This is a genomic window from Marinifilum sp. D737 (assembly GCF_026672275.1).
Taxonomy (GTDB): Bacteria; Bacteroidota; Bacteroidia; order Bacteroidales; family Marinifilaceae; genus Marinifilum.
In genome coordinates, this window is record NZ_JANQCD010000007.1 from 1 (window position 1) to 16,563 (window position 16,563).

The following is a 16,563-nucleotide window of genomic DNA, read 5'->3' on the forward strand; positions in this document are numbered from 1 at the left end:
TGGACTGTTGGACTGTTGGACTGTTGGACTGTTGGACTGTTGGACTGTTGGACTGTTGGACTGTTGGACTGTTGGACTGTTGGACTGTTGGACTGGAAAAAGAAAAAGCCCGTGACATAGGGGAATCACGGGCAACAATTCTAAAGGGTTAATTAACCTACTAACCAACCTTACGGTTGAACCTTTAACTCATTACTACCTTTCGGTAGGAATTAGACTCTAAAGATATAAGATTTTTTCAAATTTTAACATTTTTAAACAATTATTTAAGCTTTTAAATTTATTCTATATAAACCATAATAAATAAATTACTTCTCCTAACAACCCAATACAGCAATCTAATACAACATCTTTTCTTATTATAATACTAGTTTTTTTACTATGATTAAAATATACACAACATAAAAGCCTCAAGCATTAAGCTTGAGGCCTTGTAAAAAACCACCAGTATATACTTATACTAGCTAAACGTACAAAAATTGAAAACAGGCTTTCTTAGTCTCCTATTTTTTAGAAAGAATATTTTAGGTGTACCATAAAACGAGCACTTCCTACTTCTGAAGAATCTGCAACCTTACCATTTACTTGAGTAGTTCCGTAAGCAGCTGCAGTATATAAAGCTTGTGTACCAATCATGAACTTACCAGAATACCACTCCACTCTTGGACCAAACTGATATACGTAATCAATATTAGAACCTCTGCTATACAATCCAACAAAACCATTCTCATCTGTAGCTAAGTCGTCGCTTGCACCAAGATTCTTTGTATAACCTGCAAATAAGCCATAACGAACATTACCAGTAGTTGTATAAACATCAGACCAAATAGATTGTGTGGTAATATTGGTATATTCGTAATCTCCATTTGCTTTCACATTCTTCACACCATAACCACCTAACATTACAAAATTGTACATGTTTTGACCATAAATGGTATGAAGATTCCAAACTACCTTATCAGATTTAACAGTCATCCAGGCATTCATTTGAAGACTTGATAGCATTTCATCTGTTTTTGCACCCAATGGATTTTCAATCATTGGTTTTAAGAACTTAACTCCAGCGGTTGCTCCTAAAGTAAATCCTTTTGCAAAATCGTATTTCACCTGAGCTGATAATTCTGGAATACTAGCTTGCTGTATATACTTTACATTTGCACCATCAGGTCCTGGAGATTTAAAATCCAACTCCGACAAGGCAGCAATAAGTGCATACCCCTTATCAAATTTACGAGTGTAACGAAACTGAGGAGCTCTTCCCAAAACATTAAATGGAATACCTCCACCCCAATGCTGCACTTTAGGGAAGCAAGATGTTACAAACATAGGATGCCAGTACTTACCAACCAATAATTCGTCCTTTCCCCAATCAAGTTTCACAAAAGCGTGTCTTAGGCGGAACAAACCTGATTTATCGTTTGATGTTCCAACAAAATCACCCTGTATAGTAGCAGATCCTTTCGCTCCAAATGCATTGAATCCTGTAACTCCAACGTTTAATCGAGAGTGAATAGAAGTCATGAACAGTTCAGAACGGTCATTTAAATCCTCACCATTGATATCGTAATCTTTTGCTGCGGGATAAAGAAGTACTTCTCCTTCGCGAGCATTAACTGTTTTTCTTGTATCAAAAATCGCTTCCGCAGATACAAATCCACTAAGTTTAACTTTGATATCTTCTTTTTTTTGAGCAAAAGATGCCAATGGCAACAAACTCAATACCATTACAAATATTTTTTTCATAGTGTTTTCATAGGTTAAAATTTGAAACAGGACGCACCCCGATTCGGCATGCAAGTTAATATATTTCAGTGGAATACGCCTGTTTCAATATTTTTAAATTTATTATATGGGCATAATACATAAATTAGCCAATCATAACTTAGGTATTAGACAATTTATGTTTTATCGCCACCAGTTAAATGGCTACTCTCTCCTTTTTAGCTGGCTTTTTCTTATAATTAGAAGTTGCTTTGATTCCTTCGGTTACTCTATTAACCAAATAAATAATAGACATGTAAGGTACCCCTGCATTGGTAGTTAATCCAATTTCACAAGTTCGGCTATTTGAATAACCTGCTACAACTTTCTCTTTCTCAATAACAGGATGAAGCTTACGAAGTGCATACTTGTTTACTTCTGGATAATTAAAACCTCTGTCACCTGCAAAACCACAGCATCCTACTTCTTCAGGAAGAACAACATGGGAAGCACAAGCTTCAGCAACAGCTTTTAATTTAGTAGTTAAACCCATTTTCGTTGTTGTACATGTTGGATGAACAGCTACAACTTCGTCAACCTTGTTAAACTTCAACTTATCCATCATGAATTCATGAATAAATTCTACAGGTTCGTACAATTTCAATGATTTATCCATCACATTTCTCATGCGATACAAACAAGGCGAAGTATCACATAAAACAGGATATTTTCCATTTTCCGAAGCTTTTAACAATGCAGCTTCCAATTCAGATGATTTCTGATTAGCATGCTCTATCAAGCCTTTACTTTCCCAAGGAGTACCACAACAAAGTGAACTCATTTTTTCAGGGAAGATTACTTCGTAACCAGCCTTTTCCAATAATTTTTGAGTTACCTTGTGTAAAGGCTCTTTGTATGGATCACCTTTAGCTGGCCCCATTGTTTGAGCAATACAAGATGGGAAATAAACTACTTTTAATGGGTTTTCCTGATTAATTTCCTTTGGTTTTGGTCCACTCACACCCTTAGGCATAGCAGGAGTCCACGCTGGAATACTATTACCACTTAGCTTTCTGAATCCACCGGCAATTCCACCAAGCAAAGTCGACCCCATTACAGTATGTACACCATTCACGAATTTTAATCCAGTACGAATAGTAGAACCAACAGTCGAGAAGTTATTGGCAACCATTCCACTAATTTTTTGAGCTCTGGCAGTATCAACATTCAACGAGCGAAGGTATTTAATATATTTACCTGTATCGATTCCTACAGGACAAGAAGTAGCACACAAACCATCTCCTGCACAAGTTTGTTCGCCCAGGTAAGCAAATCCTTTTTTCAGCTTCTTTAGCATATCAGGATTTTCACCTGTATTTTCCAAACGTTTTATTTCACGTTGTACAACCGTACGCTGACGTGCAGAAAGAGAAAAACCTGCGGTCAAACAATTTACCTCACAAAAACCACATTCAATACATTTGTCTACAATATCGTGAACAGGCTTTAATGTTTTAAAATCTTTAATATAGCAATCAGGATCTTCATTGATAATCACTCCCGGATTCAATAAACTCTTAGGATCAAAAAGTTGCTTCACCTCTTTCATCAGTTCGTAAGCCTCTTCACCCCATTCATGTTTTACAAAAGGAGCCATATTACGACCAGTACCATGTTCTGCCTTTAACGAACCATCATACTTATCTACGACCAGATAGTCAACTTCCTTCATGAAGCTCACATACTGCTCCAATTCTTCTGGTTTATCAAAATTTTGGTTGAAAATAAAATGGAAATTACCTTCCAAAGCATGACCGTAAATCACACCATCCTTATATCCATATTTTGCAATTAATTCTTGCAATTCAGCTGTTGCCTTAGGTAAATCCTCAATATGAAAAGCAACATCTTCAATAATACAAGTTGTACCTGTTTCGCGCAAACCACCTACAGCAGGAAAAACACCTTTTCTAATGTTCCAATATTTTGAATATTCCTCAGGCTTATCGGTAAACTCAATTGGCTTAACCGTTTCATAAGCAGAAAGAAGGTTTTTAATTTCCTTTATATTCTTATCCAATTCTTCCTGACTATTGGCCAAAGTTTCCACCAAAATTGCAGTAACACCATCAGGAAAATCTTTTATAAAGGCTGGAATTCCATCAGAATCCTCAACAGCACGTAAAGCAACACGATCAAGCATTTCGGCACCATGTACCGGTCCTGGTTTCATTGTAACCACCGACTGACAAGCTGTAACAATATCAGGAAAATAGATCATCGCACTAGCTTTGTGCTTATGATTTGTTACAGTTTTCATGGTCAATTCAGACATGAAAGCCAATGTTCCTTCCGAACCTACCATTAAATTCACTATAATTTGGAAAGGATCATCATAATCGATAAACGGATTAATACTTAAACCAGTAGTATTTTTAATGCTGTATTTATGACGGATTCTATCAGCCAATGTTTTGTTGGCTCTTACACGATCGCGAATTTCCTCTATTTTTCGAATAAAATCGCCATGAGAATTCATAAAGTCTTTTCTACTTGTCTCATCACCAGTGTCCAAAACCGTTCCATCGGCAAAAACCAAACGAGCTGAACGAATTGTTTTGTAAGCATTTTCGTGTGTACCACAATTCATCCCCGAAGCATTGTTCATCACAATACCACCAATCATTGCAGAATTGATTGAAGCAGGATCGGGCCCTAATTTCTTTCCATAAGGAGCCAAAACCTGGTTAATGCGAGCACCTACCAAGCCTGGTTGCATACGTATCTCTTCGCCACCTTTCAAGATTTCATATCCTTCCCAGTGTTTCCCAGCAATAATTAAAATAGAATCAGTAATTGCCTGCCCCGCTAAACTGGTTCCTGCTGCTCTAAAAGTAACAGGTAAACTATATTTATTGGCTAAAGTAAGAGCTTTTGTAACCTCTTTCTCATTCTGAGCCCTAACAATAATTTTAGGAGTCAAACGATAGAAACCAGCATCTGTACCATAGGCCAAATTTCTAATTTCATCCGTATATAGCCTTGATTTTTCAATGTCTGATTGAATCTCCTCGTAAAACTTTTTATAATTTTCTTCCAACATAGCCTTTATATTTTTCAATTCAAGTCATACAACCTTAATTGGTAACTGGTATGACAAATGTACGTTTTTTCTTAATTTAATAATTGAGCTTATCCAAAAAGTTTGACCTTCCTCTCACTCTTGCTGGTGAAACCTTTTGAACCCTAACCACAAAACAACAAACACTTCAAGGCTTCTTCAACGCGATAATCACACCCTAACATTACTTTCTGGATAAGCTCTAAATTATTATAATGGCAATGGATTAAATCCAGTAGAAATTAGTACTACCACTACAATCATTACCATTAAATAATATACAAATGCAGGAATTGCGTTACGTCTGATAATTGTTCCTTCTGCACCTATACATCCTACGGTAGCACACACTGCCACAACATTATTTACACAAATCATATTACCCAATGCAGCACCAATCGTTTGAACCGCTACAATCAATACCTGAGGAATTCCCAGAATAGTAGCTGTTTCGAATTGAAGGGAAGCAAACAACAAATTGGATACAGTCGCTGAACCTGACATAAAAGAACCTAATACCCCTACAATTGGTGAAATAACCGGATACGCATTACCTGATAAATCGGCAATGGCAGTTGCCATGGTAGTTAGCATACTGTCTAACCCTGCTCCGTTTGAACCTGATTTTAACATTAACTGAACCATTGCAACACCCGCTAGTAAGGCTATAGCAGCACCACTTAATTGCTTGAAAGTAGTTTTCCAGGATGTTACAATTTGTTTCTTATTCATTCCGTGCATTACATTCGTAATTAATGCAACCAATATGAATGGAATGGTACCTGGAAGATAAGCCCACTTTAATACGTAGGTTAATCCTTCAATACCCAATACGTTTGACAAAGTAATCGTTTGCGCTGCCAACCATCCTTTTAAGCCTAGAGAAGGGATACGAGTCACAACCAAAATAACAGCAATTAGTACATATGGCATCCATGCTTTAACCAAGCCCATTTTAGCCTCTCCTGTATCACCGCCATTATCATTCGATTTCCAGCTTGCTTCCCACTCTGATTTTGGAGGGAAATCCCAAGTTTTCTTAGGAACTAAGAATCCACGTTTTGCGGCAAATACAACAATACCCAATCCGATAAATGCTCCCAATAGTGAAGGAAGATCAGGACCTAAAGTAGATGCAATCAATACGTAAGGAATACCAAAAGCCAAACCTGCAAAAATTGCGAAAGGAGCTGCAGCCAATGCTGGCTTAATCGATCTTTCTTTGCCAAAAAACTTGGTCATTATCATGATACCCAATAGAGGAATAAAAATACCAACCAGAGCATTAGGGATAGCAATCCACTTGGTTAAGGCCAATTTAAACACCTCAGGATTAGCAGCTACATCGGCAAGATTTTGTTCCAGGGTAACCATGGCACCACCACTAATTGGTGTACCAACTGCACCGTAAGGAACAGGAACCGAGTTAAAAATAAGAGCAACCATGGCAGCAGCCAAAGGCGGGAATCCTAATCCTACCAAAAGTGGTCCCGCCAAAGCGGCTGGAGTACCAAAACCGGCAGCACCTTCGATAAAAGCACCGAACATAAAACCGATAATAATTGCTTGTATACGTCTATCGTTTGTAATCCCATTAAAACCATTGTTGATGGTGGTCATTGCACCCGACAGTTTCATGGTATTCAAAATTAAAATCGCTCCAAAAATAATAATCAGGATATCGAAAGCTTTTAGGAAGCCAAATACCGAATATCCAAGAATGTGGTGAATATCAATTTTCCATACTCCAAACGCCACTGCTATTGCCACTAGTAAAGAAAGAGGCAAAGCCTTCTTGGCTCCCCAGTTAAAGCCAACCATTAACACTATGGTTAAAAGAATTGGCGAAAAAGCTAATAATGCATTCATAATAAAATAATTTAGGTTTTAGTTTGCCTTGATAAGAAATTTCCAGTAAACCTTTTTTAGCATTTGATTAAAAAAAGGGCCTGCCCTTGGCAGGCTCCTTTTAAAACTCAATAGTTATATTAATAACTGCTAACAAAGGTGTTATAAAAACGATAATCTTTTCAATGACATTGATTTGTACTAACCTGACTTTCTGTGTCAAATATTTTTATTCAAAATCAGGTTACTAGATTTATTATCTGTAGCAAATGGGTTAGATTTACTATAGTTTTTTAATAATGAACTGCGATTTCGAAGCGGATCTCCTACAATAGTGGTATTATGCATTAGCATATCAAGAGCCACTAACTTTTGTTTCAAGTCTTTCAAACTCTCCTCCAGATGTATTCTATTGCTTTTTAAATCCATAATTCGAATATTTTTAACATTTAAACAATTTCGAGGTAGTTCTCGATAAACTCTGTCAAGTGAAGTACTTTTACAGGTACTTTCTTGTGCATCAAACCACCATTAATTTGCATCACACAACCAGGACAATCGGTAACCAATAATTCTGCCTGGCTAGCCTGAATGTTCTCAATTTTCTTGTTTAATATTCCGTTGGAAATGCTTGCAAAATCAAGAGAATAAGTACCACCAAATCCACAACACACATTGCTATCGGTAAGTGGGACAAATTGTTTTCCTATTAAATTTGAAAGGAATGATTCTGCCGAATAACCTAATGAACGAGAATCATGACAAGGTGTATGGTAAGTCACTTTTTTGTTTCCTTTCACTTTGAATTTGATGTTATTTTCCTCCAGGAACTTACCAATTGGAGTTACCATATCGCCTAACATCGAAGCTTTCTTATATCTATTTGGGTCTTCTTTCGTGAAATCTAAAAACTCATGCTTAATAGCGCCACCACAAGTAGGACAAAGTACCAGCAATGCCTCGTAATCCTTAGGTTCCTGCAGATTATCAATCGTATTGTAAATCATTGTTTTGGCATTATCCGGATCACCCGAAGCAATTGCAGGAATACCACAGCAAGCTGCTTTTTTAGGAATATCGACCTGAATACCACTCTTCTGCAGTAGTTTTACCATGGCCAATCCCATTTCAGGATAGAAATACTCTACCGCACAACCTGGGTAAAAGAATACTTTTCGGTCTGAGGTAAATTGGTCGAAACCATCTTTATAGAATCGCTTGCTAAATGTTTTAGAAGCCAAAGCCGGGAATTTTCTAAAATCCATTTCCTTCGGTAACATTGGAACTGTACCAATAATTTTTTCATCATTGGTTTTACAAGTCTTTGTTAATGGAAATTGGAAATTTGCCCCCATCGAAAGAACAGATTTCATTCTATCCGGCTTCGCTACCAAGTTTTTAAATACTTTCTTCTTTATAGGATTAATTCCATACTTCTTCCCTACTACCAATTTCAAATCGGAGATTAAGGTTTGCAAATCGATACCCGATGGACAGTTGAAAGAACAAGCTCTACAACCAATACACATCTTCAGAATATCTTTTGCAGCTTCGTCGCCCTGGTAAAGAGCCGTTAAAATCAACCCAATAGAACCGATATAACGATCGCCATAAACATGCCCCCCTACCATTTCGTAGGCCGGACAAATGTTGGCACAACTACCACAACGTACACACTTTAATGCTTCTTTAAATTTTGGATGCTCGAAAAATGCCAAACGTCCGTTATCTAAAAATACATAGTGCGTTTCCTTAATGCCTTCTTCGTTTTTATATGATGGAGTACGTCCTTTAATCCATGTAGTGTATGAAGTAATGGTTTGTCCGGTTGCACTCTTTGGCAATACGCGTACAATATCCAATGCCTGGTTAAAATCATCACATAATTTTTCGTAACCTACCAATACAATGTGCACCGGAGGAACAGTTGATGACAAACGTGCGTTACCCTCGTTGGTAACCAAACCAATAGTTCCTGTACTGGCTACAGCAACATTAGCCCCAGTCATACCAACTCCTGATTTGAAATATGAATCACGTAAGAAACGACGAGCAATTTCTACCATTGCCTTAATATCGTCCGGATCAACCTCTTCGCCTGTGTAATCGGCAAAGATTTTAGCCACTTGCTGGCGAGTTTTGTGAATGGCTGGCATTACCATATGTGAAGGATGCTCGTTGGCCAACTGTAGAATCCACTCTCCCAAATCGGTCTCGATGGGTTGCAATCCCTCTTTTTCCAAATAATGGTTCAACAGAATCTCTTCCGAAGTCATCGATTTTGACTTCACCATATATTTGGTATTGTGTTTTTTCATTACATCAGCAATGTATTTACAAGCATCCTCGCCTGTTTTTGCCTGAAATACCTTACATCCATGTTTCTCGACATTCTCGCGAAACAGGTTGAATTGCTGCATTACTTTATTTAAATCTCTATCCTTTAAATCGTGAACACGAGTTCTTAACGATTCAAAATCCAGTCCTTTATATGCATTTTCCTTTGATGCCTTATAAGCAGTTGCAAAGTTCTTTAGGTTCTTATACAAAACCTCATCTTTCAATTTTTCGTTTATCTGATCGTGTATCTTCATAGCTGCTCTTTATAAATCATTCAAAATATAAACTGTCATCTCCTTAGGCCCATGAACTCCTACTGTTAGCACACGCTCAATATCGGCGGTTCTACTCGCCCCGGTAATGAATGCAACGTATCCGCCTTTATCTGATGTTCTTTCTTCAAGAAAATCGGCCACATGGTTTAATGTGCTTACCAGTTTGCTTAGTGGCATAACCACCAAAAGCTTTTCGGCAAGACAGGTAGCCAGCCTTTTATTTTCTTCGCAACTATCAAGTACAACTGTTCCCGTTTCTGCTATACCATAATCAACTTCTACCAGTGCAGTTCCTATTCCTTCCTCACCAGCTCTAATGTCTTTTTTAAGATTAAAACTTGGGACATCAACATAGTCAAATCTCTCCTTCTTAAGTAGCATTGAAAACTCATCGTTCGATAGAACCAAATTCTCGCTACCTACTAGTTCTGACTTTTCTATAAATCTTTCTAAATCATTCATAGGATTAAGTTATTGTTTGAATAAATCGTTAGGTTCGAAATATTGTTGCCAACTCTCTAACCAAGCCTAATGCCAAAAAAACCAACACAAGACTATTCAGAATCATTCAAAATATTTAATGTTGATTTTCTGCACTTTAGTCAATCGAAAAGGTTTTCAGAAGTCTCATTTCAATCGATTTCGAAGGTGTTCAATATTGAACAGCTATCATTTATAGGCTGTGCAATTTTGAACAACCGTGCAATTCTGCACACCTGCATCCATATTATTTTTAAAAAGTGATCAAAATGGACAGAATGGATAAAATCCAGAGAGAATCCCCAAATAATTTAAGAGCAAAAAGTCTTATTTAACTTATCAATATACCGAACACTCCGTAAAGTGGGGCATTTTACATTTTTTAACAGAAAATATTTTAAAAACCTTGTGGTATATTAACATATATTTCATAAATTGAAATGTCGAAAAATGATTTTTAATACTAACTGGTCGTATTATTCGGCCATAAAAATGTCAGATACGAATACAAGTAAAAGCATGGAAGAATTGGTAATGGAAATTCCTAAAGAGGAAGTTGTGAAACTTACTATTCCCGTAAAAACAGCGATTAGAGAAGCAGGAAAACTACAAGGTTATGCTACCGAAGACAAAGAAGCTTTAATTGCAAGAGGATTGGCTCCCGAAAAAATTGAAGAACTTGGTGTAAGAGCGGATTTCTTATCGGATAAAGAAACAATCTGGACTCGAAAATACGATACTGGGATAACCAATACCAAGGCGTGGGATGAGAAAGTAGCAGAAGCTAGTTTACTTCAACGTGAATTGAAACACGATTTCCAGTTTGCATTTAGAAACAACAAGGAGGCCCTGCGCAGACTTAAAAAAGTTACAGATGGACGTGGCAATGACGACCTGGCCCAAGACATGAGTGATTATCCTGGACTAGGTGCTGAGTATCCTGATGAATTGGCTGCAATTAAATTCGATAACAATAAGTTGGTTAAAGCCAATGAACTATCGGATGAGCTGAATAATCTGCTAAGAGTTGTGAATGGAGCTCAAAGCAGTAGCTTACGTCCCGAAAAAGAGATGCGCGACAGGGCTTACACATACCTAAAACTCTTGGTTGATGAAATTCGCTCTTATGGAAAGTATGCATTCTGGAACAATGAAGAAAAACAAAAAAGGTACGCGAGTGAGTATTTGCGTAACAACCGTGAGAAAAGCTCAAAAGATAAGATTGAAGAATAGCTGAACCCCTTACGATAGTTACGCTATTTTGCGATAGGTGGGTCTGTGAACCGATAGGTGAGTAATTTTCGCGATAGGCACCTCTTAATAGCGATAGACAGGGTAAATTACCCGATAGGTCTCTTAAATTAGCGATAGGACTATTAATATGTACGATAGGCATATGTAAAACACCGATAGCACTGCATTTTACTCCATGAGAAGCTAAGCTTCTCATTAGTACTCTATAAATAACTAACGATCGAAACATCCCATGCTTTGGTATGGGGTGTTTTATTTATGAAGAAAATTCCCAATATCGAACAATTTAAATGAACTATTATGAGAAAAGTGATTATTTACTCCTGTATTATTTTGTTGACATTAAGTGCTTTTAAAAATAAAGAGGATAGAATTAAAATCACGGGAAACATTACAGGTTATCCTGACAGTACTATGGTAGTTTTAATGAATTTTGAAATCAACAAGGGCATTGATACCACTTATATTGTAGACAACAAATTTCATTGTTCTGCCATCAACAGCAAAACTGTTCCTGGAGGTATTTTCATAGGAGAAGGACGAAAGTCGGAATATTTATTCCTTTTTTTGGAGGATGTTGACATAGTAATTGAAGGTAAAAAAGGGGAAATTAAATACGCCAAGGTTGAAGGTGGTGAATTGCAAAAACAAAATAGCGATTATCTAAAAACAGTTCTCCCTCTAGAGCTTCAGATGGATAGTATACAAAAGGAATTAAGGAGTACTATGGAGGCTGGAGATATGGAAAAAGCGAAATCTATCTCGAAGCAGCAAACTAAAATCATCAAAAAAAGAATCGCATTTGGAGCAAGGTATATTGAAAATAATCCAAATAAACTTTACAGTGCTTTTATGCTGAAAGGCTTTACTGGCGGACTTCCAAAATCAGAAATAAGATCCTTATATGAAAACTTATCTCCGAATATAAAGCAATCGGAATATGCAAAATCAACCGCTAAATGGTTGGAGTTAAACAAGCAAGTTAAAGTTGGCGATATGGCTGAAAATTTTGAATTGAAAGACACAAAAGGAAATAAGGTAAGCTTAAAAGATTTCGAAGGCAAATTTATACTACTGGAATTCTGGAAAGCAGGTTGTCCTGGCTGTAGAACTGCCAACAAAACTCTGGTAAGCGAATACGAAAAGTACAAAAACAAAGATTTTATAATCCTCAACATATCATCTGACAAAAATGAAAATCATTGGAAAAGAGCCACCAAAGAAGATTCTATTTCATGGCCTTCCCTACTAGACAATGGTTCAAAAGAAGGCAATGTAGGAATTAGATATGGTGTTACATTAATCCCTACAAGTATTTTAATTGCTCCTTCAGGAAGAATTATAGCTAAAGATTTAAAAGGCGAAAAACTAGAGGAAGCTCTTAAAAGGATATTTGGGGTGTAGATATATCAGCAAAGGAAGGTAACAAGATATAAGGATTACGTCCCATACAAACGGCTTTAGGGAATTACCCCCAAAATCTTTGTAACAACTACAGTTCATGCAAAAAACAAAAGGACATAAGCCTGATATCTAAATCAAACCTTATGGATAAAATAATATTTCTAGCTACGCCCCTAAAGCACAATTCGCATTTTTTATTCTACGAAGAGTACAGGACTAACGTCCCTTGATTGAAAAAATTGGAACATCAAACTTAAAATAAAAACATAGGCGCGTTAGTGCTAAAATCATAGTAGAAGAAAAACTTTGAAGCAAGCTGAGGGGCGTTAGCCCTGATATAATTAAGAAAAACCATGGCAAACACATACACACAATTGTACATTCAATACATTTTTTCTGTAAAAGGTCGAGAAAACCTAATCAAAAATCATTTTAAGAATGAGCTGGAAAAAATGATGTGTGGCATTATTAATAATCACAATTGTAAAACCTACGTTATCTATTGCAATCCCGATCATACACATGTTTTTGTGGGAATGCATCCTAGCCTCTCTCCTGCTAAATTGATGGAACAGGTAAAATCTGGTTCTTCAAATTGGTTGAATGACAAAAAATATATCCCTGGAAAGTTTTCTTGGCAAGATGGTTATGGTGCTTTTACTTATTCAAAATCGCATATAGACATGGTGGTTAAGTATGTTTTAAATCAAAAAGAACATCATAAAAAACAGACATTTAAAGATGAATATTTATCGTTTTTGAAAAAGTTTGAGGTCGATTATAATTCAAAATATCTATTTGAATGGTATGATAATGTATAGATATCAGGGCTACGCCCCTAATACACAATTCTTATTTCATACTCTACGAAGAGTACAGGACTAACGTCCCTTGATTGAAAAAATTGGAACATCAAACTTAAAATAAAAACATAGGCGCGTTAGCGCTAAAATCATAGTAGAAAAAAAGTTTTGAAGCAAGCTGAGGGGCGTTAGCCCTGAGATCTAATTCACCTACAATTACAAAAGGAATTTTTATATCCCTAATTATAAAGAACCAAAAACATGAAACAAATTCTATTAATTGCTTTCGTTGCACTATTAATGTCATGTCAGCAAAAACGTGACACTTATCTTATAACGGGTAATCTTACAAACATTCCCGATAGTTCCATAATAAACCTATACATTGACTATGGTGATATGGGAAAACGTATTGCTACTGACACCATTATTAATGGATATTTCGAATTCTCGGATTCCCTGGTAAAACAACCAAGTAAGATGAACCTAAGAATGAAAGATTGGCAAAATTTTTATGGACAATGCGATCTATGGGTTGAACATGAAAAAATTACGATAAATGGAGATGGAAAATTTTTAGCTACATGGCAGGTTGTCAGCAATATCAAAGAACAAATTGTGTTGAATAAGTTTGTTGAGGCTACAAAAGCTATGGATTCAACAATAGATAGTTTGAGTATTGCACGAATTAAAAGCATAAATAATAGAGAAATTGCATCGGAGATGATGCATGAGATAGATTCGTTATACAAGAGAAAACAAAATATTGAGTATGATCTGATCAAGGAGAATCCAAACAGTCGAACTGCTTTAAACAAATTGTACTACAAAATTAAATTCGATAAGAGCACACCAAAAGAAGAAGTTCGAAAGATTTACAATAGAATTGATGAAGAATATAAAAACACATTACATGCTCAAGGAATTTTAACATGTTTAGAGGATCGTAAAGCTCCTGAAATTGGTGATAACATGATTGATTTTGTTGCCCATGATACCGATGGAAAAAATCACTCGCTAAGCGAGTACAAAGGAAAATACCTTTTACTTGATTTTTGGAGTATGGGATGTGGCCCTTGCATGATGGCCATGCCTGAAACAAAAAAATTAGATTCGCTAAATAGAGATCAACTATGCATTATCGGCCTTAATATGGCAAGTAGCGAAGAAACATGGAAAGATGTCTCTATAAAGAAAAACATTTCGTGGGTTAACCTATCGGATGGTAAATCTACTTTCTCTGGAATTTCTTCGGTATATGACATAACAGCCTTTCCAACCTATATTTTAATTGATCCTGAAGGTAAGATAATCGACAAATGGATGGGTTACAGCAAAGGATTATTAGAACAGAAACTAAAGAAGCATATTAAGGATTTGAATGTTTAAATGAAATTTAACATCAACAAAAAACAATAAAACACATGGGATTATTTTCATCGTTAATTGGCAATGCCGGAGCCGTAGACCAAGATAAATTAAGAAACGATTATGGACAATTGTTTACCGACAACGAAGAAGTAGAAATTGGTTTTAAACTAGTTAGGGACACCTTTATTTTCACCAACAAAAGGTTGATTCTGGTAGACAAACAAGGTGTAACAGGCCGAAAAACCGAATACCTATCGGTTACCTATAAAAGTATAGCACGCTTTAGTATCGAAACCGCAGGAACATTTGATTTGGATGCGGAACTGAAAATATGGGTTTCGAGCGAGCAGCAACCAAGCATTGTAAAGAAGTTCAACAAATCGGTTAATGTTTACGATGTGCAAAAAGTACTTGCGAAGTATGTACTAGGATAAAACCAACAACAATCATCCAAACTAAGATAAACTTCAAACACTCTAACATGAGACTCAAAACAACACTATTGCTTCTGATGATCACAGGAATCAGCTCTTTTGCGCAAAACAATTTAAGTCCGAAATACGATGAGCGAGTTGAATTGCTAAGTGTGGTATTTCGATTGGCAAAATCGCAGGAATATATTAACAATACAGTTAAGCTACATGCTGATGTTACAGATAAATACTTTGGCAAGTATAGCAATCATGAAGTGGTAAAGCTAGCCCAAAAACTTAAAAAGAAACGAGGTATTGGCTATGATGCTGTTATGTCGATGGCCATTCACCTGGAAATTAAAAACAACTCGGTCTATTTTAATCCACAATTGAATAAAGATGGTTTGGATGATCGTTGGGGAAATTATGCCGATGAATTTGTTCTGGCAGTTCAAAATTTTTACCAGGAAAGTAAATTTAATACATTCTTTAAAGCCAATCAAAAAATGTATGATTTGGCCTCTGAGCGCTTTCAAATCGTTTCCAATGAAATTCATATTGAATGGTTCGAAAAGTTTTTTGGCTACAAACCCAAAGGTCAATACCATATTGTTGTAGGTTTGCTACACCGTGGAAACTATGGCCCAAAGTATGTAACAAAATCGGGTGAAGAAAACATATACTCCATTTTGAGTGCATATAAGGTTGACAGTACTGGATATCCAGTTTTTAAGAAGCACCAAAAGAGCACATTGGTTCATGAATTCTGCCACTCGTTTTGTAATCCATTAGGTGAAAAATATTATTCGGATATGGAATCGAAAGCAACGGATTTATTTGCTTCGGTTTCAACTTTAATGAGAAGACAAGCCTATGGATCGGCCAAAACCATGATTTATGAAATATTGGTGAGAGCTTCGACCATCAGGTATTTTGAAGACAATGGAGCTAGTAAAAATGTAGTGGAGAAATTACTTAATGCTGAAAAAGCTAAAGGTTTTCTGTGGATAGATGAATTGTATAAAGCATTAGAGCGATATTCATCTAACCGATCGAAATACCCTACCCTAAATGATTTTATGCCCGAAATTGTAAAGGTGCAGAACAATTTAATAGCAGATGATTTGTTAAGCGAATTTAGGAGCAATTGCCCAAAGATTATTCGTACATCATTGAAACAGGGAACTAACAATGTAAGCACTTCTTTAAAGGAGATTATTGTAGAGTATGATAAACCAATGGCTAGCTACGGAATAAGTGATAAAGGCAAACAGCCCAAAATGGATTTGGAATGGCAAAACAAAGAAAGAACCATTCTGTGTATTCATGTTGAACTAGAACCTAACACCAAGTATTTGCTTGATTTTCGTTCTGTTTTTAACGAGGACAAACAAGGCTTTCCTCTGCAAGAAAGTTTTGAATTGGATTTTACAACTGGGGAATAAGCAAGAACTAATCAGAAATCAGGGCTACGCCTCCAGATTAATATGGTATCTTATTTTTCTACGAAGATTTTAGGGCTAACGCCCCAATTAATTCATATCTTTTGTACT

At 36.3% G+C, this 16,563-nt stretch carries 12 protein-coding genes; 6 read left to right on the forward strand and 6 right to left on the reverse strand.

The genetic code is table 11. The features are described 5' to 3' along the window. Positions 1-510 precede the first annotated feature (510 nt). The 6 genes from NQ163_RS06190 to NQ163_RS06215 all read right to left on the reverse strand — a co-directional run bounded on the left by NQ163_RS06190 (position 511) and on the right by NQ163_RS06215 (position 9,747). Positions 511-1,743 carry a hypothetical protein gene (locus tag NQ163_RS06190; protein ID WP_268189401.1) on the reverse strand — a complete coding sequence of 411 codons (1,233 nt, stop codon included), beginning with the start codon at positions 1,741-1,743 and terminating at the stop codon, positions 511-513. 175 nt (positions 1,744-1,918) lie between these two features. Further along, positions 1,919-4,804: an FAD-binding and (Fe-S)-binding domain-containing protein gene (locus NQ163_RS06195; protein WP_268189402.1), complete on the reverse strand. Its 2,886-nt coding sequence runs from the start codon at positions 4,802-4,804 to the stop codon at positions 1,919-1,921. Between the two features lie 228 nt (positions 4,805-5,032). Continuing rightward, entirely contained in the window at positions 5,033-6,691 is a 1,659-nt protein-coding gene (locus NQ163_RS06200; protein ID WP_268189403.1) for an L-lactate permease, read from the reverse strand. Positions 6,692-6,889: 198 nt separating this feature from the next. Further along, positions 6,890-7,099: a hypothetical protein gene (locus tag NQ163_RS06205; RefSeq protein WP_268189404.1), complete on the reverse strand. Its 210-nt coding sequence runs from the start codon at positions 7,097-7,099 to the stop codon at positions 6,890-6,892. Between the two features lie 20 nt (positions 7,100-7,119). Next, positions 7,120-9,264: an L-lactate dehydrogenase (quinone) large subunit LdhH gene (gene ldhH / locus NQ163_RS06210; RefSeq protein WP_268189405.1), complete on the reverse strand. Its 2,145-nt coding sequence runs from the start codon at positions 9,262-9,264 to the stop codon at positions 7,120-7,122. Between the two features lie 9 nt (positions 9,265-9,273). Then, positions 9,274-9,747, reverse strand: a complete 474-nt coding sequence (locus NQ163_RS06215) for a LutC/YkgG family protein (protein ID WP_268189406.1) — start codon at positions 9,745-9,747, stop codon at positions 9,274-9,276. 468 nt (positions 9,748-10,215) lie between these two features. Between NQ163_RS06215 and NQ163_RS06220 the strand changes: the two genes are divergently transcribed. The 6 genes from NQ163_RS06220 to NQ163_RS06245 all read left to right on the forward strand — a co-directional run bounded on the left by NQ163_RS06220 (position 10,216) and on the right by NQ163_RS06245 (position 16,455). Beyond that, positions 10,216-10,998: a hypothetical protein gene (locus NQ163_RS06220; protein WP_268189407.1), complete on the forward strand. Its 783-nt coding sequence runs from the start codon at positions 10,216-10,218 to the stop codon at positions 10,996-10,998. Between the two features lie 321 nt (positions 10,999-11,319). Next, the gene (locus NQ163_RS06225) at positions 11,320-12,423 is read left to right on the forward strand and encodes a TlpA disulfide reductase family protein (protein ID WP_268189408.1); all 1,104 of its coding nucleotides are present in this window, start codon (positions 11,320-11,322) and stop codon (positions 12,421-12,423) included. 353 nt (positions 12,424-12,776) lie between these two features. Then, positions 12,777-13,244 carry an IS200/IS605 family transposase gene (gene tnpA, locus NQ163_RS06230; protein ID WP_268189409.1) on the forward strand — a complete coding sequence of 156 codons (468 nt, stop codon included), beginning with the start codon at positions 12,777-12,779 and terminating at the stop codon, positions 13,242-13,244. A gap of 243 nt (positions 13,245-13,487) precedes the next feature. Next, complete coding sequence (locus tag NQ163_RS06235; RefSeq protein WP_268189410.1) at positions 13,488-14,615, forward strand: TlpA disulfide reductase family protein; 1,128 nt, start codon at positions 13,488-13,490, stop codon at positions 14,613-14,615. A 35-nt stretch (positions 14,616-14,650) separates the two neighbouring features. Next, positions 14,651-15,031, forward strand: coding sequence for a PH domain-containing protein (locus NQ163_RS06240; RefSeq protein ID WP_268189411.1), 381 nt, complete (start codon positions 14,651-14,653; stop codon positions 15,029-15,031). A gap of 47 nt (positions 15,032-15,078) precedes the next feature. Then, positions 15,079-16,455 carry a DUF4932 domain-containing protein gene (locus NQ163_RS06245; protein ID WP_268189412.1) on the forward strand — a complete coding sequence of 459 codons (1,377 nt, stop codon included), beginning with the start codon at positions 15,079-15,081 and terminating at the stop codon, positions 16,453-16,455. Positions 16,456-16,563 lie beyond the last annotated feature (108 nt).